General features: G+C 62.5%; 20 protein-coding genes. 4 read left to right on the top strand and 16 right to left on the bottom strand.

What is annotated here, in order from left to right; genetic code table 11:
* Positions 1 to 340: 340 nt before the first annotated feature.
* Genes OCL88_RS18515 through OCL88_RS18525 form a run of 3 tightly spaced genes read right to left on the bottom strand, consistent with a single transcriptional unit; the run spans position 341 to position 7,867 of the window.
* Complete coding sequence (locus OCL88_RS18515; RefSeq protein ID WP_264963479.1) at positions 341 to 3,988, bottom strand: 1,4-alpha-glucan branching enzyme; 3,648 nt, start codon at positions 3,986 to 3,988, stop codon at positions 341 to 343.
* Between the two features lies 1 nt (position 3,989).
* Positions 3,990 to 5,786, bottom strand: coding sequence for a maltose alpha-D-glucosyltransferase (treS, locus tag OCL88_RS18520; protein WP_166187519.1), 1,797 nt, complete (start codon positions 5,784 to 5,786; stop codon positions 3,990 to 3,992).
* Complete coding sequence (locus tag OCL88_RS18525) at positions 5,786 to 7,867, bottom strand: alpha-1,4-glucan--maltose-1-phosphate maltosyltransferase (protein WP_372512844.1); 2,082 nt, start codon at positions 7,865 to 7,867, stop codon at positions 5,786 to 5,788. The genes treS and OCL88_RS18525 overlap by 1 nt, the downstream gene beginning before the upstream one ends.
* Before the next feature lie 130 nt (positions 7,868 to 7,997).
* On the opposite strand from OCL88_RS18525, the gene glgP reads away from it, so the two are divergent.
* Positions 7,998 to 10,622 (top strand): alpha-glucan family phosphorylase, encoded by a 2,625-nt coding sequence (gene glgP, locus OCL88_RS18530; RefSeq protein WP_264963480.1) that lies wholly within the window; start codon positions 7,998 to 8,000, stop codon positions 10,620 to 10,622.
* A gap of 70 nt (positions 10,623 to 10,692) precedes the next feature.
* On the opposite strand, the gene OCL88_RS18535 is transcribed toward glgP, so the two are convergent.
* From OCL88_RS18535 to glgX, 5 genes are all read right to left on the bottom strand, one after another.
* Positions 10,693 to 11,433 carry a hypothetical protein gene (locus tag OCL88_RS18535; RefSeq protein ID WP_264963481.1) on the bottom strand — a complete coding sequence of 247 codons (741 nt, stop codon included), beginning with the start codon at positions 11,431 to 11,433 and terminating at the stop codon, positions 10,693 to 10,695.
* A gap of 19 nt (positions 11,434 to 11,452) precedes the next feature.
* On the bottom strand, positions 11,453 to 12,025 hold the full coding sequence (locus OCL88_RS18540; protein WP_264963482.1) for a matrixin family metalloprotease: 573 nt from the start codon (positions 12,023 to 12,025) through the stop codon (positions 11,453 to 11,455).
* An 895-nt stretch (positions 12,026 to 12,920) separates the two neighbouring features.
* Positions 12,921 to 13,280, bottom strand: coding sequence for a barstar family protein (locus tag OCL88_RS18545; protein ID WP_062095291.1), 360 nt, complete (start codon positions 13,278 to 13,280; stop codon positions 12,921 to 12,923).
* 6 nt (positions 13,281 to 13,286) lie between these two features.
* A complete protein-coding gene (locus OCL88_RS18550; RefSeq protein ID WP_264963483.1) occupies positions 13,287 to 13,745 on the bottom strand; it encodes a ribonuclease domain-containing protein in 459 nt (152 codons plus the stop codon).
* Positions 13,746 to 13,764: 19 nt separating this feature from the next.
* Positions 13,765 to 15,879 carry a glycogen debranching protein GlgX gene (gene glgX, locus OCL88_RS18555; RefSeq protein WP_264963484.1) on the bottom strand — a complete coding sequence of 705 codons (2,115 nt, stop codon included), beginning with the start codon at positions 15,877 to 15,879 and terminating at the stop codon, positions 13,765 to 13,767.
* 119 nt (positions 15,880 to 15,998) lie between these two features.
* On the opposite strand from glgX, the gene OCL88_RS18560 reads away from it, so the two are divergent.
* Positions 15,999 to 16,808, top strand: a complete 810-nt coding sequence (locus tag OCL88_RS18560) for a carbon-nitrogen hydrolase family protein (protein ID WP_201434280.1) — start codon at positions 15,999 to 16,001, stop codon at positions 16,806 to 16,808.
* A gap of 285 nt (positions 16,809 to 17,093) precedes the next feature.
* Here OCL88_RS18560 and rlmB read toward each other — a convergent pair whose 3' ends face one another.
* The 6 genes from rlmB to OCL88_RS18590 all read right to left on the bottom strand — a co-directional run bounded on the left by rlmB (position 17,094) and on the right by OCL88_RS18590 (position 21,944).
* Complete coding sequence (gene rlmB / locus OCL88_RS18565) at positions 17,094 to 18,086, bottom strand: 23S rRNA (guanosine(2251)-2'-O)-methyltransferase RlmB (protein ID WP_166187505.1); 993 nt, start codon at positions 18,084 to 18,086, stop codon at positions 17,094 to 17,096.
* Positions 18,087 to 18,165: 79 nt separating this feature from the next.
* Positions 18,166 to 19,635, bottom strand: coding sequence for a cysteine--tRNA ligase (gene cysS / locus OCL88_RS18570; RefSeq protein ID WP_264963485.1), 1,470 nt, complete (start codon positions 19,633 to 19,635; stop codon positions 18,166 to 18,168).
* A 35-nt stretch (positions 19,636 to 19,670) separates the two neighbouring features.
* Complete coding sequence (locus OCL88_RS18575; RefSeq protein ID WP_264963486.1) at positions 19,671 to 20,030, bottom strand: hypothetical protein; 360 nt, start codon at positions 20,028 to 20,030, stop codon at positions 19,671 to 19,673.
* Positions 20,023 to 20,613, bottom strand: a complete 591-nt coding sequence (gene ispF / locus OCL88_RS18580) for a 2-C-methyl-D-erythritol 2,4-cyclodiphosphate synthase (RefSeq protein WP_264963487.1) — start codon at positions 20,611 to 20,613, stop codon at positions 20,023 to 20,025. The genes OCL88_RS18575 and ispF overlap by 8 nt, the downstream gene beginning before the upstream one ends.
* Entirely contained in the window at positions 20,613 to 21,395 is a 783-nt protein-coding gene (gene ispD / locus OCL88_RS18585; RefSeq protein WP_264963488.1) for a 2-C-methyl-D-erythritol 4-phosphate cytidylyltransferase, read from the bottom strand. The genes ispF and ispD overlap by 1 nt, the downstream gene beginning before the upstream one ends.
* Positions 21,396 to 21,461: 66 nt before the next feature.
* A complete protein-coding gene (locus tag OCL88_RS18590; RefSeq protein WP_009357288.1) occupies positions 21,462 to 21,944 on the bottom strand; it encodes a CarD family transcriptional regulator in 483 nt (160 codons plus the stop codon).
* Positions 21,945 to 22,281: 337 nt separating this feature from the next.
* Between OCL88_RS18590 and OCL88_RS18595 the strand changes: the two genes are divergently transcribed.
* The gene (locus tag OCL88_RS18595) at positions 22,282 to 22,839 is read left to right on the top strand and encodes a hypothetical protein (protein WP_166187524.1); all 558 of its coding nucleotides are present in this window, start codon (positions 22,282 to 22,284) and stop codon (positions 22,837 to 22,839) included.
* A gap of 99 nt (positions 22,840 to 22,938) precedes the next feature.
* Here the strand turns inward: OCL88_RS18595 and OCL88_RS18600 are convergent, their stop codons facing one another.
* A complete protein-coding gene (locus OCL88_RS18600; protein WP_021474268.1) occupies positions 22,939 to 23,619 on the bottom strand; it encodes a response regulator transcription factor in 681 nt (226 codons plus the stop codon).
* Positions 23,616 to 24,893, bottom strand: a complete 1,278-nt coding sequence (locus tag OCL88_RS18605) for a sensor histidine kinase (protein WP_205680058.1) — start codon at positions 24,891 to 24,893, stop codon at positions 23,616 to 23,618. The genes OCL88_RS18600 and OCL88_RS18605 overlap by 4 nt, the downstream gene beginning before the upstream one ends.
* Positions 24,894 to 25,091: 198 nt before the next feature.
* Between OCL88_RS18605 and phoU the strand changes: the two genes are divergently transcribed.
* The gene (gene phoU / locus OCL88_RS18610) at positions 25,092 to 25,745 is read left to right on the top strand and encodes a phosphate signaling complex protein PhoU (RefSeq protein ID WP_264963489.1); all 654 of its coding nucleotides are present in this window, start codon (positions 25,092 to 25,094) and stop codon (positions 25,743 to 25,745) included.
* The last annotated feature ends 52 nt before the right edge of the window (positions 25,746 to 25,797 follow it).

Below are 25,797 nucleotides of genomic sequence, written 5' to 3' on the forward strand. Positions count from 1 at the left end.
CCACCAACCACAACGGCCAGCAGATCACTCCGGAGCAACTTTTCAAACTTACCCGCTGAACTCCTCCGAGTCAAATCGGCGATCCTGACCTCATTTTTCACCGTACGGCTACTAGATGTTTTCCTTGCGGTAACTTGTCAGATCGCGATCTCCGCTCGGGGACCAGCGGCGGGAATTAACTATACCCCGGCTCCGCCCAGAACGCAAAGCGCCCGCGAGCACGGGTACCGGTCCGGCAAGAATACGTGCAAACTCAAGGAAAAGACCCGCATCCATCGGATGCGGGTCCTCTCTTCACGCAAGTGCGCTCACCAAGTGGTACGCAAGACCAGCGCCTACATTACTCAGCCACCATGAACCATGAAGCGCCCAGCGGCGGGAGCGTGACCTTCAGTGCGGCTGGTTGACCATCCGCACCCGGAGTGGTCGCTTCCAGGGCGCCGTTGTTTACGACTCCCGAACCGCCGTAGCTTTCGGCATCGGTGTTCACCACTTCGGTCCACTTACCGGCGGACGGCACCCCAAGGACGTAGTCCTGGTGCGGGGCGCCGGAGAAGTTGATTGCGCAGACGACGGCTTTACCTTCACGGTCGTACCGGATGAAGGACAGGATGTTGTGTTGGGCGTCCCCGCCGTTGATCCACTGGAATCCGGCAGGGTCATTGTCCTGTACATGCAATGCCGGGGTAGCCGCGTACAACTCATTGAGGTCCTTGATCAGCAACTGCAGCCCGCGGTGCGCGGGGATGTCGGCAAGGAACCAATCCAGGCCGTACTGTTCCGACCATTCGGCTTCCTGGCCGAATTCCGTGCCCATGAAGATGAGCTGCTTGCCCGGGTGTGCCCACTGGTACGCGAAGAATGCACGAAGGTTGGCCAGCTGCTGCCACCGATCGCCCGGCATCTTCCGCAGCATGGAGCCCTTGCCGTGTACTACCTCGTCATGGCTGATGGGCAGCAGGAAGTTCTCCGAGAAGGCATAGACCAAGGAGAACGTGATGGTGCCGTGGTGCCATTGGCGGTTGATGGGGTCCTCGGCGATGTACTTCAGCGAATCGTGCATCCAGCCCATGTTCCACTTGAGCCCGAAGCCGAGGCCGCCATGGTTGGTGGGTGCCGTGACGCCGGGGAACGCGGTGGATTCTTCGGCAATGGTCACGGCTCCCGGATGGGTCTTGTAGACCGTGGCGTTGACTTCCTGCATGAAGGAGATCGCTTCAAGGTTCTCGCGGCCGCCAAACTTGTTGGGCCGCCACTGCCCCTCTTCCCGCGAGTAGTCCAGGTAGATCATGGAGGCGACCGCATCGACGCGGAGACCGTCAATGTGGAATTCGTCCAGCCAGTAGAGGGCGTTGGCCACCAGGAAGTTGCGGACCTCGCGCCGGCCGAAGTCGAAGATCAGCGTTCCCCAGTCAGGGTGCTCCCCCAGCGCAGGGTCGGAGTGTTCGTAGAGAGGTTGGCCGTCGAACTGGGCCAAGGCCCACGAGTCCTTCGGGAAGTGCGCGGGAACCCAGTCCAGCAGCACGCCAATCCCCGCTTGGTGAAGGGAGTCCACCAGGAAGCGGAACTCATCGGGATGGCCGAACCGCGAGGTGGGCGCAAAGTAGGACGTGACTTGGTAACCCCATGAACCACCGAACGGGTGTTCGGCTACCGGCATGAACTCCACGTGGGTGAACCCGAGCCACTTGACGTAGTCCACCAGCTCCTTGGCGAGTTCCTTATAGCCAAGGCCCAGGCGCCAGGAACCAAGGTGCACCTCGTAGACGCTCATCGGGGAGTTGTGCGGATCCTTGGCAGCACGTGCGGCCATCCACTCCGAATCTTTGAAGCGGTAGCTGGAATCAACCACGCGGGACGCGGTCAGCGGAGGCACCTCGGTGCCGAAGGCCAGGGGGTCTGCCTTCTCCACCCAGTGCCCGGACCGGGTCAGGATCTCGTATTTGTAGCACGCCCCTGCTACAACGCCAGGAATGAAGACTTCCCACACACCGGATGAGCCCAGCGAGCGCAGCGCATGCTGCCGGCCGTCCCAGCCGTTGAAATCACCGATGACCCGCACAGCCTGCGCATTGGGAGCCCACACGGCGAAGGACACGCCATGCACATCGCCCAAGGCCGTGCGGTAGTTCTGGATATGCGCGCCCAGGACGTCCCAAAGACGCTCGTGCCGTCCTTCACCAATGAGGTGCAGGTCCACTTCTCCCACGGTGGGCAAGTAGTGGTACGGGTCATCAATGGTGACGGACTCGGCGTCGTACTCCACTTCCAGACGGTAGTCCGGCACGTGGCCGGGCTGTAGCGGCTCCAGGACCGCTACCCACACACCATGGGCTTCGTGTTCCATGGGGGTGCGCCCGGCCTCGGTCACAACCGTTACCGACTTGGCCAGGTGCTTGACCGAGCGGACGGTGACGTGGCCGTGGTCGTCAAGGTGTGCGCCCAGGACCGAGTGGGGCGCGTGGTGCGCGCCGGCTGCCACACGGGCCAAGGTCTCGGCGTCCACCTGCCGGGGAACGCGGGGCCGTTCGGTGCGTGCAGAGCCAGTCATGTCATTACCTTCCGCTGTAGCCGCGGGCGTGCCGCGGTCCGTGTTATCAAGGATGTGCCGTGCCGCGTTGACCGGGATGGCTAACCAATCCGGCCGGTTCCGCAACTCATAGACCACCTCGTACAAGGCCTTGTCCAGCCACAATGCCACAAAGAGCGGTGAGCTGCGGTCAATGGCTCCGGGATTGACTTCCGCGTACCCGGCCAGGAAGGCCTCGGCGCAGTCATCCACCCAGGAGTCGGGCACTGCAGCTTCCGCGTTTTCGCGGATTGCCGCTCCCGCGGCGTAGTCGAAGGAGCGCAGCATCCCCACGACGTCCCGTAACGGGAGGTCCGGCATGTTGCGTTCGTCGATGGTCCGGAGCGGTTCGCCTTCGAAATCGAGGATGGCCCAGCGTCCCGGCTTCCCCCCGGCCTCCGGGACCCGGAGGATCTGGCCGAGGTGGAGGTCGCCGTGTACGCGTTGCAGCTGACCTACAGCGTTGTCGTCGAGGGTCGCCAAAAGCTCTTCAAGCCTTTGGTCATAAGGCCCGACGGCGGTTGCCGCCTCAGCCCACGACGCGCGGACGCGCCGGGCGAGCGTCGCGATGATCTCCGGCCCCTTTTCCTGGCCGGGGACAGTCCCGAAGGTCCGGGCCAGCCTCGCATGCACCGTGGCGGTGGCGGCGCCGAGCCCGTGGGCTTCGGCCGTGAAGTCAGTGCCGGAGCCCGCTGCCTCTACGGCGAGTCGCCAGGCGTCCTGTCCGCCGCGGAGGAATTCGTGGGCAACCGTGAGTTCGCCTCCCGACGCCTCACCCTGCGCGTACCACGAACCGGTGATCCAGCCGAGGGTTGCCGGAACTTCCCCGGTTTCGGCGGCGGTCAGGGCCGCGCCCAGCTCCACTTCCGGATTCTTCCCGGCCGCGAGCACCCGGAAGATCTTCACGATGGACGCCGAGTCACCGTCGTCCACGATCACAGACGTATTGGACTGTTCACCGGAGAGCACCTTCACGGACGTGGGGTTGGCCGGCAGGGTCAGGCGGCCGGCGGCGAGGTGGCCGCGCGCTGCCCCCTCTCCTGCTGTGCTTTCGGCGCGCATGAGTTCCAGCCATCCCTTGATGAAGGCTTCGTCGAAGGTGGCGTCGTACACCAGCCGGAGCCGACCCCCGGGCTGCGTCACCTCACCGATAAGAGCTTCGGGGGCGTCCGCCAGCGGTTGGCTGTGGAAGCTCAACGGAACCTGCACGACGTCGGTCCGCGGGCCGCCGTCGGCCGTCTTGTAGGTGACGGCAAGCAGCAGGACTTCCACTGCATCCGCCCCGCCCGGTTCCGGAAGGGCGAAACCACCTACACGCTCCAGGTCGAATTCCGGACTCTTGACCGGAAACCAGCGCCTCGTGGGGAGCCAGCCGCGCAGAAGGCTTTCAATTGAGGGGTCCAACGTTCCCTTGCTCATCTCATCCTTTCGTCGACACCACCGGGATCGCCTGCGTCATAGGCGACGAGGGATTGGAAAATGCGGAGCGGAGCCTTAGCCAGTAGAAGGCGTGGCTCCCCAACATCACAGTCAGCTGGCCGCTATCACCCACGGCCGGGAAGGGTTGGCCGCCAAAGATGTCCCTGAAGCCGCGGCCGGCGAACTCGGGGAGGTCCAGGGTGGCCGCTACAGGATGCTGCGAAAGATTGAAGACGCACAGAATCGTCTGTGCCGTTTCCCCTTCCTCATTTCCCGGAGCAAGTTCCCGTACGTACGCCAGCACGGCCTCGTGGTCGGCCTCGATGTGGCGGAAGTTGCCCAGCCCGAACACCGGATGGTTCTTCCGAACGCTCAGGATCTGGCGCGTCCAGCGCAACAGCGAGCCGGAATGGGCGGCCTGGGCTTCGACGTTGGCCATGGCGAAGTTGTAGACCAGCGACTGGATGATTGGCAGGTAGAGCTTGCCGGGGTCTGCGTTGGAGAATCCTGCGTTGCGGTCCGGGTTCCACTGCATCGGCGTGCGCACGGCGTCGCGGTCATCGAGCCAGATGTTGTCACCCATCCCGATTTCGTCGCCGTAGTAGAGGAACGGACTGCCCGGAAGGGAAAGCAGGAGGGCGTTGATCAATTCGATTTCCGCCCGGGAGTTGTCCAGCAACGGTGCCAGCCGGCGTCGGATGCCGATGTTGGCCCGCATCCGGGGATCCGGGGCGTACCAGCCGAGCATCGCTGCCCGTTCGTCGGACCTGACCATTTCCAAGGTCAGTTCGTCATGGTTGCGGAGGAAGGTGCCCCACTGCGCTCCGCGCGGAATCCTGGGTGTATCCCGCAAGGTCTCGATGATCGGGGCGGCCTTCTGGTCACGCAGCGCGTAGTACAGCCTGGGCATGATGGGAAAGTGGAACGCCATGTGGCATTCGGGCGCTTCCTCGGTTCCGAAGTACTCCACCACTTCATGCGGGGGCTGGTTTGCCTCGGCGATGATCACCCGGCCCGGGTAGCTTTCGTCCACCATCCGCCTCAGGTCCTGCAGGAAGGTGTGGGTCTGCGGAAGGTTCTCGCAGTTGGTGCCTTCTTCCTCATAGAGGTAGGGAATGGCATCTGCCCTGAAGCCGTCGATCCCCTGGTCCAGCCAGAAACGGACAACATCGTGCAGGGCGTCGATGACGGCCGGGTTCTCGAAGTTCAGGTCCGGCTGGTGGCTGAAGAAGCGGTGCCAGAAGAATTGCCGGCGGATGGGGTCAAAAGTCCAGTTGGATTCTTCGGTGTCCACGAAGATGATCCGCGCGTCCTGGTACTTCTCGTCGGTGTCGCTCCACACGTAGAAATCTCCGTAAGGGCCGGTGGGGTCCTTACGGGATTCCTGGAACCATGGGTGCTGGTCCGAAGTGTGGTTCAGCGGAAGGTCGATGATGACCCGAACGCCGCGGGCGTGCGCTTCGGCCACCAGTCGCTTGAAATCGCTGATGGTCCCGAACTCGTCCAGCACTGAGGTGTAGTCGGCAATGTCATAACCGCCGTCACGCAACGGCGATTGGAAGAACGGCGGCAGCCACAGGCAATCGACGCCCAGCCATTGAAGGTAGTCCAACTTGTCGATCAGGCCCTGAAAGTCACCGGAGCCGTCACCGTTGGCATCCGCAAAGGCCCGAACCAGTACCTCGTAGAACACAGCTTTGCGGTACCAGTGTGGATCATGCTGGAGACCGGGAGCGTTCAGCTCGAAGGTGTTCTTCGGAGTGAAGTACTGGCTCGGGTTTTGCGGAGAAAAACTCACTAAGGCTGCCTCCGGATGCTGAGCACGTGGGCCGGCTCAACGTGGGCGTCCAGCCGGACGTAGTTGTGTTCGCCCCATTCCCAGCTTTGTCCGCTGATGAGGTCGTCCACCCAGTAACGGCCCTCGTCGTTGAAGTCTCCGGGATCGAGCTGCAGCGCGGCGAGATCCAGCGAAACCGTGCTCTCCCGCGTGCTGTGCGGATCCACGTTGACCACCACGATCAAAGTGTCCTTGCGGCCGTCCGGCAACGTCTTGTGCTTGGAGTACACAACGGTTGCATCGTCCGTGCTCCGGTGCAGTGTCAGGTTCTGCAAATCGCCCAGGGCCGGGTGGTCCTTGCGGATGGTGTTGAGCCTGGTGATGTAGGGGGCCAGCGTGTGGCCGGACGCCGCTGCACCCTCCCAGTCACGTGCCTTGTACTCGTACTTTTCGTTGTCGATGTACTCTTCCGCACCGGGCCTGGCAACGTGCTCGTACAGCTCATAGCCGGCGTAGACGCCCCATAGCGGGCTGGCGGTGGAGGCGAGGACGGCACGGATCTTGAAAGCGGCAGGGCCGCCGTACTGCAGGTACTCGGTGAGGATATCCGGCGTGTTCACGAAGAAGTTCGGGCGGAAGAACGCCGGGGTCTCGTGGCTGACCTCGTGGAAGTACTCCTCGATTTCTGTCTTGGTGTTCCGCCACGTGAAGTACGTGTACGACTGCTGGAATCCTGCCCGGCCCAAGGCGTGCATCATGGGCGGACGGGTGAACGCCTCCGCAAGGAAAACCACCTCGGGATTGCGCTTGTTGATCTTTCCGATCAGCCATTCCCAGAACCAGACCGGCTTGGTGTGCGGATTGTCCACGCGGAAAATCTTCACGCCGTGGCTGATCCACAACTGGACGATGCGCAGGATTTCCTTGGAGAGGCCGGCGGGGTCATTGTCGAAGTTGAGGGGGTAGATGTCCTGGTACTTCTTCGGCGGGTTTTCCGCGTAGGCAATGGAGCCGTCCACGCGGGTGGTGAACCATTCCGGATTCGACTCGACCCATGGGTGGTCAGGAGCGGCCTGCAGGGCCAGGTCCAGTGCCACCTCAAGGCCAAGCTCATTGGCACGCGCAACGAACGCATCGAAGTCCTCGAAAGTCCCCAGATCAGGATGGATGGCGTCGTGGCCGCCGTCCTTGGAACCGATGGCCCACGGCGAGCCGGGATCCTGCGGACCCGGCGTCAGGGTGTTGTTGCGGCCCTTCCGGTGCTGGAAACCAATGGGGTGGATGGGCGGCAGGTAGATGACGTCGAACCCCATCCCGGCGACGGCGTCCAGCCGCTGGGCCGCGGTGCGGAAGTTGCCGGAAGTCCATGCGCCGGTGGCGTGGTCCAGGACCGCACCTTCGGAGCGGGGGAAGAATTCGTACCACGAGCCACGGCCGGCAAGGTCCCGTTCCACCTTGAGCGGGAACTGCTCGGAAACCGTCACAAGTTCACGGATGGGAACACGCCCGACGGCGGCCAGCACCTCGCGGCTGAAACCGGCGGCAAGGCGCTCCTCGGGAGACTTGGTGGTATCAGCCAGCACGACTGACGCGGCACGCAAGGTGCGCTTTTCCGCGGCGCTGCGTCCGGCGTCGTCCCCTGCCGCCTCGGCGAGGAGCACGGAACCTTCAGTGAGCATGAGCTCGACGTCGATCCCGGCGGCAACCTTCACCTCGGCGTTGTGGTGCCACGTGCCGTACCGGTCGTGCCAGGCTTCGATGACGAACGACCAGGCTCCCACACCGGTGGGGGTCAGGTGGCCCTCCCAGCGGTCCAGGCCCTTCCAGCGTTCCTCCTGGGAAGGGGCCAGTCGGACCCGCTGGCGTTCTTTGCCCCTGGGATCCAGGAGCACAGCGGAAACGCCGAGCTGATCATGTCCTTCCCGGAATACCGTGGCAGAAACCCGGAGGTCTTCCCCAGGCAATGCCTTTGCCGGGAAACGGCCCCCGTCCACCACCGGCTGGACAGCCGTGATGGGGAACCGGCCGAAGCGAAGTCCGTCGGTGATGTCCGTTTTTGTCTTGGATTTCAGAGCGGTGCTGGTTCGCTGGATATTCGTCACAAGCACGACGTTACTGACAAAAATCACAGAATGCTAAGCACACGACCTATATTCGGCGCGCTCATGTCTTTTACCTAAAAGAAACCCAAAGCGGTTCCGACTGTCATGGGAGTCGGTTAGTGTGGCGCTCGTGAAGGCAATCCGAAGGTTTACAGTCCGTACCGTCCTCCCTGAGCCCATCAGGCCATTAGCCCGTTTGGCAACGAACTTGCGCTGGTCATGGCACCGGCCCACGCGGGAACTCTTTGCAGGCCTCAACCCTGCGCTATGGGAAGACGCGCAGCATGATCCCATTGCCTTGCTTGGGTCCATCAGCCGGGAACAGCTTCAGGACCTGGCCGCGGACGGAGAGCTCGTGGCACGCGTGCAGGAAGCCGCGGCGGACTTGGACCGTTACCTCAGCGAGCCGCGCTGGTACCAAAGCCTGGGCGACGACGCGCCCAAGTGCATCGCCTATTTCTCCCCGGAATTCGGCATCACCGAGGTACTCCCGCAGTACTCCGGCGGCCTCGGCATCCTTGCCGGCGACCACCTCAAAGCCGCATCCGACCTAGGCGTCCCGCTGATCGGCGTCGGCCTCCTCTACCAGGCCGGCTACTTCAAGCAGTCGCTCTCCCGCGATGCCTGGCAGCAGGAAACGTACCCCGTCCTGGACCCTGACGGGCTGCCCCTGACTCTCCTGCGCCACCCCGCAAAGGACGGCGGCCAGGGCAAGGCCGTGCAGATTTCCCTGCCGCTGCCCAACGGACGCGAGCTGCACGCGCACGTCTGGCGTGCCGACGTCGGACGCGTGCCCCTGCTGCTGCTGGACTCCAACGTGCCCTCCAACGACGAAGCCGCCCGCGGCATCACGGACCGCCTGTACGGCGGCGGCGGCGACCACCGCCTCCAGCAGGAGCTCCTGCTCGGCATGGGCGGCGTGAAGGCCCTGCGCGTCTACCAGGAACTGACCGGCACGCCCGCGCCGGAAGTCTTCCACACCAACGAAGGCCACGCCGGGTTCCTCGGTATTGAGCGGATCCAGGAAGCCATGTCCGATCCCGCCGATCCGCTCAGCTGGGAAGAGGCACTCGCCGCCGGCCGCGCCTCCACCGTCTTCACTACCCACACACCCGTGCCCGCGGGGATCGACCGCTTCGAAGCGGTCCAGATCAAGCACTTCTTCGAAGGGGGCCTCGCCCCCGCCGTCCCGGTGGAACGGATCCTGGAGCTCGGCCGGGAAAACTACGACGGCGGCAACCCTGCGGTTTTCAACATGGCCGTCATGGGCCTGCGCCTGGCGCAGCGCGCCAACGGCGTCGCGAAGCTTCACGGCGTTGTTTCCCGCCAGATGTTTGCAGGCCTGTGGCCGGGATTCGATCACTCCGAGGTACCCATCGCCTCCGTCACCAACGGCGTCCACGTGCCTACATGGGTGGACCCGCGGATCTCTTCCCTCGTCCGCAGCCAGTTCGGCGCGGAAGCCGAAGCGATGGGGCGCTGGGACCTCGCCTACAACGTCAGTGACGAGGATGTGTGGGCACTTCGCCGCGAACTCCGCGTCCAGCTGATCGAGGATGTCCGCCGCCGCCTGCGTGCCTCCTGGAAGAAGCGGGGCGCCGCCGACGCCGAACTCGGTTGGACCGCCAAAGTCCTGGATCCGGACGTGCTGACCATCGGCTTCGCCCGCCGTGTTCCCACTTACAAGCGCCTCACCCTGATGCTGCGCGACCCCAAGCGGCTCAAGGCCCTCCTCCTTGACCCGAAGCACCCCATCCAGTTGGTCATCGCGGGCAAGTCGCACCCTGCGGACGATGCGGGCAAGAAAATGATCCAGGACCTGGTCCGGTTCACGGACGACCCCGAAGTGCGCCACAGGATCGTTTTCCTGCCCAACTACGACATCGCCATGGCGCGAACCCTGTTCCCGGGATGCGACGTCTGGCTCAACAACCCCCTCCGCCCCCTGGAGGCGTGCGGCACGTCCGGGATGAAGGCGGCCATCAACGGCTCGCTGAACCTGTCCGTGTTGGACGGTTGGTGGGACGAAATGTACGACGGCGAGAACGGCTGGGCGATCCCCACGGCCAACAACGGCGCCTCCGCCGACGAACGTGACGACATCGAAGCCGCAGCCCTCTACGAGCTCCTCGAAACCCAGGTGGCACCCCGCTTCTACGGCACCACCGTGTCCCAAGGTGCCGGGGCGGCGGGACCTTCCGAATCCAGCACGGAGAAGATCCCCACCCACTGGGTTTCGATGATCAAGCACACCCTGGCCAACCTCGGTCCGGCTGTCTCCGCCGAACGCATGCTCCACGACTACGTCAACAACCTCTACTGCCCGGCAGCTGTGTCCGGTCGGAGGGCCTCCGCCGACTCCTACCGGGAGGCAAAGGAACTCGCCGCCTGGACCACCAAGGTCCGGAACGCCTGGCCCGAGGTAGTAGTGGAACACGTCGATTCGGTGGGCCTCTCCGAGGAACCCCAAGTAGGCGACACCCTCCAGGTCAACGCGTACATCGCCCTGAACAACCTCGCACCCGAAGACGTCGCCGTGGAGGTGGCCTTCGGACGGGCCGAAGAAAGCGATGAACTCGAAGACATTGTGGTTGCCGAACTGGATCCCAAGGAAGACCTCGGCCACGGACGCCATCTCTTCCACGGATCACTGGTCATCAACCGCTCAGGCTCCTTCGGCTACACCGTTCGGGTGTTCCCGAAGCATTCGGGGCTGGCTTCCAAGGCTGAACTTGGGTTGATCGCGAACGCTTAGTAAATAGACCCATAGGCCCAACACGTCGCTGGCCCGCATTTCCATTGTTCGGAAGCGGGCCAGCCTCGTTTTAGCGCTGAGACGGCACCTCGACCATCGTGGAGAGACCTTCCCAGGTGTGCGTCTCGTTATCCAGAATCGTGGAATCCGAGCCTGTTCCCCGTATCTCCCTCAGACCAAACTGATACCCCGTGATGGCATACTCGCTGTGACTGTTGTCTTTTGGAGCTTGAGGCAACAGAAGTGCGACGTATTCTTTCCCCACTTCGATATCAATATCGTCCGTGATTTTAGCTTGGACATATTTTGAGTCAGTTGGCTTCTGACCCCGATTGAGCTGCAGAATCTTCTCCTGCTGTTCTTTGTTTAGGCTGTTCCAATAATCGTCATAGGTCACTGTCCCGCCCACCCGTGAGTACGCGAGCTGGGTACCCGGCTTAAGGTCTCCCTTGTAAACCTCGCGGACTGACATCTTCCCGAACGTCTGCGGGAAGACAGGCTGCTCTGACACCGGGCTGGAAGTCCGGCCACCGTCGATTGAGTCTATGTGCACCCGTGCAACGACGGGGTACTTGTTGAACCCGTAGAAGGGGTCCTTCGGATCCCAGAGGAAGTCCACCTCGGTGCCAGCCTGTCGTATCTGGTCCGGCGGGATGTCGGCGTAGGCATCGTTGGAGTTCTGCCCTACCAATTGGGACACCTGATGAGAGCCGGAAAGCTGTCCAGCACCCGGGTTTGCCGCACACGACGCTACGCCGGACACCGATACGATGAGTAAGAGAAGAACCAGAATTTTTGGAGAGTTCGACATGAAAAATTCCCCCATTTTTCTAATACAGAATATTGACTGCGTCATTATCAACTACTGTGACTCGCTGGACCACTCGACCAGCCGCTGTTTGACACATAACGCTAAAGGGATTCGCATTATAATGCGCCAGGCCAAATGCATGTCCGATCTCATGAATCGTTGTACCTAGGGCCGCCTCATTGCTAGTTCCTGGTGAACTGTACACATCATTATTTATGTGAACTTCTGCATAGGTCCAATTTGATGACGAAGGATCAACTACGCCCCCGGTACTCGAGAAGAATGCTGTCCAGGCAAGGACATCGTGCGTTCCACCAAAGTAGGCATCGTTGTGTTGATGAAAATCGAGTTTTGATCCCACGTTACTGCTGGTGAAGCTAATGTAAACGGGGTTGTCCCAGCCCGGGTACATCCAGTTATTTGCCGCATTCGTGATATACCACTGCCAGTTGCCAACACCGGACGAATAGTTAAGCCAGGCTGTTACGTTACCGACTCCACCTGCATACCTATAGCCAAAAGTCGGGGTCGCAGCATTAGCACTTGCTATGGGCAGCAACGCCATAAAGACGGCAGCTACTGCCGCGAGCAAGGACCTTCTGATTCCATTTTGACGGTCCTTACCGCTTGAGTAGCATGCCTGCCGTACCTCTCGGCCCGGCACGGGGCTCAAAGTTCGAGCCCTGAGATCAATACGCGACCGTCGATTCAATAGACCATGAAAATCGGATGTGTCTTTATACGTCACTTGCCCCCTTAGTGACAAAGAGAAATACTTCCATCGCAAACAAATACGCGCCCGGCCCTTTCCTTCCCAGATGAAGAGAACCAGGTAGGAAGTTGGCAGCAAATCGTTAGATTCTCGATCTCCGAACCGACGACACCCTCAGATGGTAGGCCTCCTCATCATTCAATGTCATCAGTTTGAGCTGAGGAATTCTATAAATTGCAAAAAAACTAGAAGGAAATCATCGATATTCAGTAATATACTGGATTATCACAGAAATATTCTGCATGTACCGTCACGAATGATGGATGCTCGCCACTTAAGCCCTCACGTATTGATCAGCGTGTGAAGCAGAAACAGGGCGCCCCGCAAGCAGTTAACGCCCTTGCCCCTGCGGGCGTCGGTCGGCCAGCACAAGGTCGGCGGTATCGCAGCGCTCGTCGCTCCCACCTGTGATCAGCACCGAGCACGAGGTCGCCGGATCGTCCGCGGCCAGCATGCACGTGGGCCGATTCGGCTGAGACGTATCAGAGAGTACGCGAAGGAGTAGATCCTCGTCCGCCACAGCCTGCCGTCGTTGGTTGCTTGTGCTCTCGTTGCCGGAGCGCACATCCGGGCGACATATTCAAAGCCGATGACCAAACGCCCGTTGCACGCCGCAATCCGTCCAGACGAGAAGTAAGGACCTAGCCACTGAATGAATAGGTGTTTCACCATGACCCCGATCGCACGGGCGTCACTACGCGATAACTGGGTAAATCTAGTGCTGGAAGACGGCGATCACTGCCAGGTCGCGGCCGGCGTAGCGCTCTGCGTCTTGGAGGATTTCGCAGACCACCCCGAATGAGCGGTCCGTCCGGTAAGCCGCGGGGACCTGCCAGATCATGGTGACCGGAGCATCGCCATCCTCCGACAGGGAATCGGCGAAGTCATGCAGGGAGTCATTGAGGGCATCCAGGTTCACGCCGTAGTACTCAGGGAAATCCAGGACCTGGCCGAAGACCTCGAGGACGGCCTTCTTGGTGTCCGCGGGGGGCACCAGGATAGTGCGGCGGCCTGCGTCGGAAACCTGCTCCTGCAGTTCTTCGAGCGTCCAGGTGTCAGCTGAGTAGATCTTCATGGGCTCCTACTTGTCCTCGACGATGAACTTGAACGATTCGTAGTGGTCCGCGGTGTAGTACTTGGCGGTGTCCTTGCCCACGATGATCCGGCGGGCGCCCCGGTCCGACTCCCCCGGCGTCGGCACCGTGTACTCCTTATAGAAACCGCTCCCCTTCTTGGGCAGGAGTCCCTCGAAGTTACCGAAGTTCACGCCGTCACGGTCATACGGGTAGGGACCCCCCTTCGCAATGAGGGCAAGGGTCTGGCGCGCTTCCTTGGGCAACTGGGAGGCGTTGACGGCCGGCAGTCCGGAAGGATTTTCCGGTGCCTGGCCAGCAGCAGCAGGCGCCGACGTCGTACTTACCGCGGCGCCGGGTGACTCCACAGGTGCCGTTGGCACCTGCTGGCCGCTCACCATGGCAAAAACCAACAGGACGACGGCGATCACCAAACCTGCGAACGCCGCCAGCCTGCTGCGTTTCATGCCGGGAACTCCTCAGGTTTCAGGTGCGGTAAACGTTGATGGTGTTGGCATGCAGGATATCCCGTTCACCGGACGCTACCAGCGCACCCTTACGGCGTTCGTGGAGCACCGAAGTGGTGAAACGGAGCTCGAACATACGTTTCCCGACGCCCGTCTCGCTCAAAATCTCCGGCAGGACCATCCGAACGTCATGGTTGCTGCCGTTGATCACGATCAAGCCGCGCACCTGGCTGTCCTCGTCACCCATCAGAAGTTGGACACACCGGACGCCGGGATCGTTCCAGCGGGCCGGAGTCATGCGTTTGCCGTTGTCATCAAACCACTGAAGGCTGGAGTCGTCGGCCATCGCCGGAAAGCTCTCAGGCTGCTGGCTCAGGAACCATCTCCGAAGGCGGACCAACTCGCGGGTGGTCCGGAACAGTGAGTGCGCCTCGTGGGTGCGGCTCCAGTCCAACCAGGCTGTGGGGTTGTCCTGGCAATAGGCGTTGTTGTTCCCATGCTGCGTCCGTCCGAGTTCATCACCGGCTGTGATCATCGGAACGCCAATGGACAGCAAAAGGGTAGCCATGAGGTTGCGGACTGACAGGGCGCGGGCAGCAACGATCGCCTCGTTCTCGCTGCGGCCTTCGAAGCCGTGGTTGTAGCTGCGGTTGTCGCCGTGGCCGTCCCTGTTTTGTTCGCCGTTGTCTTCGTTGTGCTTACGGTCGTAGCTGACGAGGTCCGCAAGGGTGAAGCCGTCGTGGGCCGTGACGAAATTTACCGACGCCAGACGTGTCCTGCCTGAAGCGGCAAACAGCTCCTGGGAACCTGCCATGATCTCCGCGAGCTTCGCCACCGAGCCTCCTTGGCCGCCGGCCTCAATGGCAGCGCGGTCGGAAAGCCAGAAGGTGCGGACGCCATCGCGGAAATGGTCATTCCAGTCAGCCCAACCGCGGGGAAACCGTCCCGTCTGCCAGCCGCCGAAACCGACGTCCCACGGCTCGGCGATCAGCTTGACCGAGGACAGCACGGGATCTTCCGCGATCGCGCGCAGGAACGGGTGGTTCGGGTCGTATTCGTTTCCGGAATCGCGGCACAGCGTCACAGCGAGGTCGAAACGGAAGCCGTCCACGTGGAAGTCGTTGACCCAGTAGCGCAACGAGTCCAAAGCCAGGTCCACCACAATGGGATCGCTGAAGTCCAGTGTGTTGCCGCAGCCGGTGGTGTCCAAGTAGCGGCCGTGGGCATCGTGGCGGTAGTACCGTTTCTCCGCCAGTCCGCGGAAGCTGATGGGAGGCCCGTCCGGTCCGGCCTCGGCTGTGTGGTTGTAGACCACATCCAGGAGCACCTCGATCCCGGCAGCGTGGAGCAGCTTGACCATGCCTTTGAGTTCATCCTGGACCGCATGCGGCCCGGCGTTCCGCGCAGCTTCGGTGGCGTAGGAGGACTGCGGCGCGAAGAAAGCTATGGTGTTGTAGCCCCAGTAGTTGGTCAGGCCAAGGTCCTGAAGGTGCGACTCATCCAGGTGGAAGTGGATAGGAAGCAGCTGCACGGCCGTCACACCAAGTTCCGTCAGGTGCTGGATCATCACGGGATGGGCCATGCCGGCGTATGTTCCACGCAGGTGCTCGGGGATGTCCGGGTGCAACATCGTCTGGCCGCGGACATGGGCCTCGTAGATGACCGTGTTCCGCAGCGGAGTCCGCGGCGCGGCGTCATCTCCCCAGTCAAAGTCACGGGCCATATGCACGCTCGTCAGGAATTCGCCCCGCTGGTCCACGGCGCGGCCGTAAGGGTCAAGCAACAGGGGCTGTCCGCCGTCGTCGTCAAAATCCACCGAGGGCACGGACACCGGAAGTCCGCCGCCTTCAGGAGCGGCGCGGAAACCGTACCGGGTGCCGGGCGGAACCCCGTCCACGATGCCGAAGTGGATGCCGTCGGCCTTGTTCGGCAGAGTGTGGACGCGCCATCCCTCGCCTGGCGCCTGGTACGCCATCTCCACACGCTCCAGATCCGGGGCGAACACTGCCACGTTGACGTGACCGATGGGTGCGGAGGCAGCATTAGTCTCCCCGGACTGCGGCGAGCTCAGTCCGAGCGGCGCGGGACGGGAGGCGTCCACGGCGGCTGCTGTTTCCAAAATAGGCATGACCATTGATTGCAAGTTTAGTTCCACGCCAACTATGTGCCGCTTCCTCCTTCCATGTGACGACATACGCGGCACTTCCTTGCAGCGCTGCCATACTGGGAGGTACGGAACTGGAGGTACACATCGTGCGCGTGGCACTTGCCCAAGTCATCACAGGCCGGGATCTGGACGGGAACCTGCGGATCCTGGAGGAGTATGCCCGACGAGCCAAGGAAGGCGGCGCCGGCCTTGTGGTCTTTCCGGAAGCCATGATGCGTGCGTTCGGCAACTCGCTGCTGGACATTGCCGAGCCCCTCGACGGCCCCTGGGCAGCCCGTGTCCGCGAACTCGCCAAGGAGCTGGAGCTGGTGATCGTTGCCGGGATGTTCACGCCCGGCACCCCCTCGGAGTCCGGAAAAGCCCGCGTACGGAATACCCTTTTGGCCACCGGCCCGGGCGTAGAGGCCAGCTACGACAAGATCCACCTGTTCGACGCATTCGGCTTTGCGGAGTCGGATACCGTTGAACCCGGTACAGACCCCGTGACGTTCGACGCCGGTGGCCTCACCTTTGGTCTGGCCACGTGCTACGACATCCGTTTCCCCGCCCTGTTCACCGAGAACGCCCGGCGTGGCGCGGTGGTCAATATCGTCTCGGCATCCTGGGGATCCGGCCCCGGCAAAGCTGAGCAATGGCAGCTCCTTGCCCGCGCCCGGGCCGTGGATACCACCACGTTCGTCCTTGCCTGCGGCCAGGGTGATCCCGCTACCCAGGGAGTGGAAACCAAAGGCACGGCACCCACGGGAGTGGGGTACTCCGCCGTCGTTTCCCCGTTCGGCCAAGTGCTTGAATCACTCGAAGGCGAGCCGGGACTGATTTTTGCCGATCTCGACGCGACCGTCGTACAGGAAGCCCGCCAAAAGCTCCCGGTGCTGGCCAACCGCCGCGACTTCTAGCGTTCCTCTGCCACATCCCACCCGCTTCCACCGGTCGCTCTGCCACATCCCACCCGCTTCCGCCGGTTGCTCTGCCACATCCCATCCGCTTCCGCCGGTTGCTCTGCCACATCCCACCCGCGGCGGACGTACTGCGGGTGTCCGGGAGGCGCCGTCGTGGGCTGATCCACGCAGAACGGCAAACGCTCCCCCACCGCTTGAGGTGAGAGAGCGTGAGCCAAAACGCGTCGGGATGTGAGAGAGGAACCCTCAAAACGCGTCGGGATGTGAGAGAGGAGCGGGGGGCTAGTTTGCCGAGCGCTGCCGGGAGACCTCGTAGAGGGAGATGCCGACGGCCATGGAAGCGTTCAGGGATTCCATGGCGGAGTCGATCGGGATGGAGACGATCTGGTCGCAGTTCTCGCGCACGAGCCGGCTGAGGCCCTTGCCTTCGGAACCCACCACGATGCACACCGGTTCGGTAGCGACGGTGAGGTCCGGGAGGGAGACGTCGCCGCCACCGTCCAGGCCCAGAACGTAGATGCCCATCTCCTTGAACTGCTTGAGGGCGTTGTTCAGGTTGGATGCCCGTGCCACGGGGACACGGACGGCAGCTCCCGCGCTGGTCTTCCATGCAGAAGCGGTCACACCTACGGAGCGACGCTCGGGCACGATGACCCCGTGACCGCTAAAGGCGGAAACCGAACGAATGATGGCGCCAAGGTTGCGTGGGTCCGTGATGCCGTCCAGGGCAACGAAGAGCGGAGCGTTGGAGATGTGCCCCTTCTTCCACTTGGCTACCGTTTCTTCGGCGAGATCGTAAGCGTCCTCGTACTCGTACGGCGGAATCTGCAGGACGAGGCCCTGGTGCACGGCGTCCTCGGTCATCCGGTCGAGCTCGGACTTGCCGGCCTCCAGCAGCGGAATATTCCGTTCAGCAGCAATCTTGAGGGATTCCTTGACGCGGTCGTCCATCTCGATCCGGATGGCCACGTGCAACGCCTTGGCCGGGATGCCGGCGCGCAGGGCTTCCACAACGGAGTTGCGGCCAGTCACCAGCTCTTCAGTGGCACGGCCCTTGGGACCAGTGCTCCGGCGTGCGCCGACACCGCGGGGACCCGCACCGCGCTTGGCGGCCGAACGCTCGGCCAACTGCTTGTTCTTGTAGGCCTTGTGGTAGACGCGGTCCTCCGCCTTGGGCGTGGGGCCTTTGCCTTCGAGTGCCTTGCGGCCGTGGCCACCGGTTCCGACGGTGGGGCCCTTCTTCTTCTTGACCGACCGGTTACCGTTGTTGGCCATGGGATTCCATCCTTGATGTTGTAATGAGTCTGGAATCAAGTCTACTGACCCAATGCAATTCGGCGGACGAGCCTTCTTGTCAGCCGCGCTTCAGGCTCCACGTTGCGCCGTCGGGCCCGTCCTCAACCACGATGCCGGCTGCGGCGAGCGTGTCGCGAATGGCGTCCGAGGCAGCCCAGTCCTTCGCCGCACGCGCGGCTGCCCGGGCTTCAAGCTGCGCCTCGACCAGCACCTCGAGGGCGGCGTGTTCACGGCCCTGCACGGCTTCGGGGCGTTTCACGGCGTCCAGTCCCAGGACCGCGGTCATGGCATTGACGCTGTAGAGGGCCTGCTTGGCCGCCTCAAGATCCCCGGCGGCCAGCGCCGTGTTGCCCGCACGAACCGTCTCGTGAAGGACGCCCAGTGCCTGCGGGACGTTCAGGTCATCGTCCATCGCGGCGGCAAAGGCGGCCGGCATGTTGGCCTGCGGCGCCACGGCATAAGCGCTCGGTCCGCCCATGTCGTGATGAACCTTGGCAGAAGCTTTCGCGATGAAACCGTCAATGCGTTCGACGGCGGCAGCCGCCTCCTGGAGCGACGTCGGCCGGTAGTCCAGGACAGAGCGGTAGTGGGCCTGCCCGAGGTAGTACCGGACCACCCTGGGCGAGGCCACGTCCAGCATCTCGGCCGGGCTGATGGTGTTGCCTATGGACTTGGACATTTTTTCGCCCTCGTAGGTCACCAAGCCGTTGTGCATCCAGAAGTTGGCGAAGTCATCCCCGGCGGCCTGGGACTGTGCCATCTCGTTCTCATGGTGCGGGAACCGGAGGTCGAGTCCCCCGCCGTGGATATCGAAGCGCTTGCCGAGGTACTTGGTGACCATGGCGGAGCATTCGAGGTGCCACCCAGGCCGGCCGGCTCCCCAGGGCGAAGCCCAGCTGGCGGTTTCCGGTTCGCCTTCCTTGAAACCCTTCCACAGCGCAAAGTCGCGGGGGTCACGCTTGCCGCGAGGGTCGGCGTCGGCGGCTCCCTGCATGTCATCTACGTTCTGACGCGTGAGCGAACCGTACTTGCTCCAGGAACGGACATCGAAGTAGACGTCTCCGGAGTCATCGAGGGCAGGGTAGGCGTGGCCACGGTCAATGAGCCGCTGAATCAGGGCGTGCATTTCCGGGATGTGTCCGGTGGCGCGGGGTTCGTAGGTGGGGCGCTGGACGCCAAGTGTCTCGTAGGCTTGCTCGAATTCCAGCTCGTAACGGTAGGCCAGCGCCCACCATTCCTCGTCCTGCTTGGCTGTTGGTTCGGCGTCCCAGTCAGGCCCGAAGGACCGTTCGGACTTTGCCAGGATCTTGTCATCAATATCCGTGACGTTGCGCACGACTGTGACCCGCATGCCGCGGAATTCCAGCCATCGGGTCAGCTGGTCGAATGCGATCGCCGAACGGACGTGGCCCACGTGCGGCATGCCCTGCACCGTGGCCCCACAGTAGTAGACACTCGCCTTGCCGGGTTCGAGGGGAACGAAGTCACGGACTTCGGCGGAGGCAGTGTCATAGAAGCGCAGGGTCACCGCTCCAGATTAGCCGATGCCGGACAGTGCCCGGCTTACTTGCAGAACTCGCCGATCTTGTTGAACTGGACCGTGAGCTGCTGCTGTTGCTCCTGGGTAGCCGCTCCGAGCGACGAGGACGCGGCCTTGTCCATGATGGCCGCCATCTCCTTGATGGGGTCCGCGATCTCCGGGGCGAGTTTTTCCGAGAGTTGGTGATAGTGCCCGGCCAGCTGTTTTGACTGCTGCTGCTGGTTGCCGTCCGGCTTGAACGAATCGTTGTTCAGGAACTCGCAACTGGCTTTCACATCCATCTTGGGAGTTCCGTCGCAGCCGGCCAGCATCAGTGCCGTCCCGAGGGCTGCTATTGCTGCGGCGGCCGGAAAACGTACGACGCCGGAACGCGATTTACGCATCTTGCCCGCCGTTCGCGGTGGCCGGCTGTCCGGCGTTCGCGGTAGCCGGCTGCCCGCCGTTCGCGGTGGCCGGCTGCCCGGGCTCCGGCAGTTGGTAAACCAAGGCCGTGGCGACTGCCGAGATCCCTTCACCGCGCCCCGTGAATCCGAGGCCGTCACTGGTGGTCGCCGTGACGCTGACGGGTGCACCGGCGGCTTCGCTGAGGACCCGCTGTGATTCTTCCCGCCGAGGGCCGAACTTGGGACGGTTGGCGACGAACTGCACGGCCACGTTCCCGATCCCGAATCCTGCGGCACGGACAATGCGCGCGGCCTCGCCCAGGAGCTTTACTCCGGAAGCGCCTGCAAACTCGGAGCGGTCCGTGCCGAAGTGCGTGCCGAGGTCGCCGATTCCGCAGGCGGAGAAGAGCGCATCCGCGGCCGCATGGGCGACGCAATCGCCGTCGGAATGGCCTGAGAGCCCTTGCTCGCCCTCCCAGAACAATCCTCCCAACCACAGCGGCTGGGGATCGTCGGCGGGTGCGAAGGCGTGCACGTCAATGCCGATTCCCGTGCGAGGCAGGATCGGTTCAGCTTGGTTCATCAGCCCTCCACCCAGCGCATCCCCAACGGGCCTTCCAACAAGCCTTCGGCGATGATGAGGTCCAGCGGTGTGGTGATTTTCAAGGACTGGCTGGCACCCCGGACCGCATGCACCGGAACTCCGAGGAGTTCCACCAACATGGCGTCGTCGGTAACCGACGCAGACTGTTGGTCATCGAAATCTGCTGCGGCCCCATGGGCACGACGCAGCGTTGCCAGGTCAAAACCTTGAGGCGTCTGGACTGCGCGCAACTGCTCCCGGTTGGCGGTTCCCGTGACCACTTCCGGGGCGATCTCCGTCTCTGACCCGCTTGTAGCCGCCACCGTCTTAATGGTGTCAACCACCGGCATCGCCGGAATGACCGACTTCGCCCCGGCAGCAAGGGCCTCGGCAACGCGCTGGAAGACACGCTCGGGCGCAAGGGCCCGGGCGGCGTCGTGCACCAGCACGAATTCAGTGCCTTCCTCCAAGGCGGCAAGGGCGGCGCGCACGGAGTCCGCGCGGGTAGACCCTCCGTCGACGACCGTCACTTCAGGTCCGCCGTCCACCAGTTCCACGGTGAAATCAGCGATCAGCTCACGCATATCCGTATCCCCCTTGGGCACGGCAACGCAGATCTGGCGTGCAACGTCTGCCGCCACCACCCCGCGGAGGGCATGCATGAGGATGGACTCACCACCCAAAGGAACCAGGGCTTTGGGCATGCCGTAGCCCAGGCGCTCCCCTGAACCGGCTGCAACTACGATGACGGCCGTAACCGAGCGCATTGAAGGATTACTCATGCGCCAAGGTTACTGGAAGACAAAAAAGAAACCCGGCGGCGCTTTCGCACCACCGGGCATCAATTCTTAGGAAGCCAAGACCTCGTCGAGAACGCTAGCTGCCTTCTCTTCGTCTGTCTTCTCAGCCAGCGCCAGTTCTGAAATCAGAATCTGCCGCGCCTTGGCCAGCATGCGCTTCTCACCTGCGGAAAGGCCGCGATCGTGATCACGACGCCAAAGATCGCGGACGACCTCTGCCACCTTGATGACATCACCCGAAGCAAGCTTCTCCAGGTTTGCCTTGTAACGACGTGACCAGTTGGTGGGCTCTTCAGTGAACTCGGCGCGGAGGACGTCAAATACGTGCTCCAAACCATCCTTGCCCACTACGTCCCGGACCCCAACAAGGTCAACATTCTCTGCTGGAACTTCAATGGTCAGATCACCCTGAGCCACCTTGAGCTTGAGATACATCTTCTCTTCGCCCTTGATGGTGCGCATCTTGATTTCCTCAATTTTTGCTGCACCGTGGTGAGGGTAAACTACTGTCTCGCCGACCTCAAAAACCATGTGGACTTTCCCCTTTCCCGCAGACTAGTCTATCACGATTAAGGCATACGACTGGCATCGGACGGCCCCTCCTCCCGCGCAAATAAAGGGAAAAAGACCCAAAAGGGCCCCAAAGAACCCCTTGACGAAAACTGTGAAAGATGCATTAGTCAATCGAAGTGACTGCCCGGCCTCTCCTGCGTGCGCGCCATCGGGCCCGCGGTCGCACGCGGTTGTATCCGCCGTCCTGGGCGCCACAAAGGCTTCCCGAATCCTCGTTTCGGCCGATTTGCCGATAGGCTATGGCTGAAAACTTTCCAATGACTCTTGAGGAGTAGGTGTCGTGCGCATTTCTGCGATGAACACTGTCCAGCGCGGCAAGCTGGCAATTGCGGCCGCTGCAATCGGCGTCGGTCTTCTGTCCGTCACCGGCTGCGGCTTCGTCAACGCCCAGCAGACTTCGCACCAGTACTCGGCATCCGACGGGGTCAAGGCTGACCTCGGCCAGCTGCAGTTGCGCAACATCCTGATCGTGGCCTCCGGCGAGAAGGAGCCCGGACGCGTCATCGGTGCTGTCTTCAACCAGGGCACCTCGGACGCTACCCTGACCATCAGCGGCGCCAACGGCTCCCAGACCGAAATCCCGGTCAAGGCAAACTCCGAGACGTACCTGAACACGGGCTCCGACTCCGCGATCCTCAGCAGCGCCGGCGTTATCCCCGGCGGCCTGACCCCGGTGACCATCCGCAGCGGTTCCGATTCCGCCACGATCAACGTTCCTGTTGTGGACGGCACGCTTCCTGAGTACAAGGAATACCTGCCCACCCCCAGCGGTTCGGCATCACCCACCTCCACGGAATCCGGTTCGGCCTCGCCCTCCGCTACCTCCACCGAGTCGGCTGGAACCGGCCACTAGGACCGCGCTCTCACAAGCAACTGCACGGGAGGGGTTCCGCTACGGCGGAACCCCTCCCTCGTTTGTTTCTTCGTGGCCACGGCCCATCCGCCTGCGGGCCTACGGCTCGAACTTGTACCCCAGTCCGCGGACGGTGACCAAATAGCGGGGAGCCGAGGGATCCGGCTCAATCTTGCTCCGAAGCCTCTTGACGTGGACATCCAGGGTCTTGGTGTCCCCCACATAGTCCGAACCCCACACCCGATCGATCAACTGTCCGCGGGTCAACACGCGCCCGGAGTTGCGCAGGAGCATCTCCAGCAGTTCGAATTCCTTGAGGGGCAGGGAGACTTGCTGCCCGTTAACGCTGACCACGTGCCGTTCTATGTCCATGCGGACAGGCCCGGCCTGCACGGTGGAAGAGATCAGCTCCTCGGGCTCGCCTTGGCGGCGAAGGACTGCCCGGACACGTGCCACCAATTCACGCGACGAGTACGGTTTGGTGACGTAGTCGTCGGCACCGAGTTCCAGGCCCACTACTTTGTCGATCTCCGAGTCCTTGGCGGTCAGCATGATCACCGGCACGCTGGAGCGTTGCCGCAATTGCCTGCACACTTCAGTTCCTGGTGTTCCCGGCAACTGCAGGTCAAGCAGGACGAGGTCTGCCCCGTTGCGATCGAACTCCACCAAGGCATCACTGCCGTTGTCCACTACTTCAACGTCGAAACCCTCCTTGCCCAATAGGTAGGACAGTGGGTCGCTGAAGGACTCTTCGTCCTCCACGATCAAAATCCGGCTCAAGCGCTGGCTCCTTGCTCTTGGGCGCCGCTGGCGCCCTCTTGTTGGCTTTCATTGCGAGCGTGGCTCGCTGGGTGGGGTTCGACGGCGGCGCTCCCCTGCTGCTGTCCGGGAAGCGGAACCGGGTTGGCAGCGGAAGGCGGCAGTCCGCCGTCGTCCTGGCTTTCCAACTCGGGCAAGCGGATGGTGAACGTGGAGCCGTGGCCGGGCTGGGACCATACCGTCACTTCGCCGCCGTGGTTGGAGACGATGTGTTTGACGATGCTCAGCCCCAAGCCCGTGCCGCCGGTGTGGCGGGAGCGGGCGGCGTCAACGCGGTAGAAGCGCTCGAACACGCGCTCCTGGTCTTCGGGAGTCAGCCCTTCGCCCTGGTCCGTCACTGACACCGCGACCACACCTTCACGGGTCCGGACGCCCACTCCCACCTGGCTGTTTTCGGGCGAGTAGCGGATGGCGTTGTCGATGAGGTTGCGCAGTGCGGTCACCAGCAAGTCACGGTCGCCGAAGACTTCGGTGTCCGCATGGCCTCCCACCACTATCCGTATGTTCTTGCTCTCTGCCGGCAGCTGGGAGCGGTCCACGGCCTCAAGGATCACGGCGTTGACGTCCACGGCGTGGCCCTGCTGGGCGACGTTGGCGCCTTGCAGGCGTGACAATTCGATGATGTCCTGCACCAGGGCTGCGAGGCGGCCCGATTCCTTGTGCATGCGCTTGGCGAAACGGCGCACGGCCTCCTCATCATCTGCGGACGATTCAAGGGCTTCAGCCAAAAGGGAGATGGCCCCTACCGGGGTCTTGAGTTCGTGGGAAACGTTGGCCACGAAGTCGTTGCGGATTTCCTCCGTGCGGGTGATCTCTGTGCGGTCGTCGGCGAGCAGCAGTATGTATTCCTGCCCGAGCATCGCTGCCCGGACCTGCACAACAATCGCACCTTTGCCCATCGGACCCCGCGGCAGCTCGTACTGTTCTTCCAGGATCACGCCGTCGCGGCGGACCTTGGCGGTCATTTCCAGAAGCTGCTTGTGGACCACCGTGTGCCCGCGGACCAAGCCATAGGCGTACGCGCCGGGGCTGGCCCGGACGACGCCGTCGATCGCGTCCACCACCACGAAAGCACGGCCCACCACGGACAGTACTTCTGCTGCCCCTTCGGGAAGCACGGGCTCGGAGATGCCTAAGTCCTCGATCTTCCGTTGCCGCTCACTGATGCCGAAAGCGAGCATGCCGAACACGCCCAAGGACAGGCCAACCAGGCCGGCAATGACGCCTACGAGCAACGGATCCACTCGACCAGCTTATGCTGTGCAAACGTGGGGATGCATGGTTCCGGAGGCAAACCCGAACGGTTCAACTAACGTTCACCTAAAGGTGCGGAACCGTTCACGGGCTACTGTCAATGTTGCTTGTTGGACTACCCGTGGTTTTTGCGATCCCGGCCGCCGCCTGTGCCGGGTCTCGAAGGAAAGGACGCCTTAGTGCGCAAGGTTTTTCAGTCGGAGCTCACCCAGGTTGGCGACGACCTCATCGAGATCTCCAAACTCGTTCACGAAGCTATCATCAAGGCCACTACTGCGTTCGAAGGTGCCGACGTTGACCTTGCCCAAGACGTCATCGCGGCCGATGCCCGCATCGATTTCCTGCAGAACAGCCTGGACGAGCGTGCCATCGACATCCTTGCGCTGCAGGGTCCGGTGGCCAGCGACCTGCGCATGATTGTTGGCTCCCTTCGCATGAGTGCCTCGTTGGAACGGATGGGCGACCTCGCACGGCACGTCGCCCAGCTGGCCCGGCTCCGTTACCCGGCCAATGTCATCCCCTCTTCGCTCACTGAGACTTTCCAGGCCATGGCCCGCTACGACATTGAGATCGTCGCCAAGGTCATCGAGCTCCTGGAGACCCGCGACCTCGAAGTTGCCCGCGACATCCTCAAGATCAACATCGCGGTGGACGACCTCCACCTGAGTGTCTTCAAGGCGATCGCTGCTCCCGAGTGGAAGGAATCAGCTGCCACAACAGTGGATGTTGCCCTTGCGAGCCGCTACTTCGAGCGCTTCGCCGACCATGGGGTCTCGGTTGCCCGCAAGGTCACCTACCTTGTCACCGGAGAGTGGCAGCCCGAGGGCTTCTAATACAGGGCGGTTAAATCACGACGGCGGTCCGGTCACCCAAGGTGACCGGACC

Source organism: Paenarthrobacter sp. PAE-2 (genome assembly GCF_026013155.1).
In the GTDB taxonomy this organism is placed as follows: Bacteria; Actinomycetota; Actinomycetes; order Actinomycetales; family Micrococcaceae; genus Arthrobacter; species Arthrobacter ureafaciens.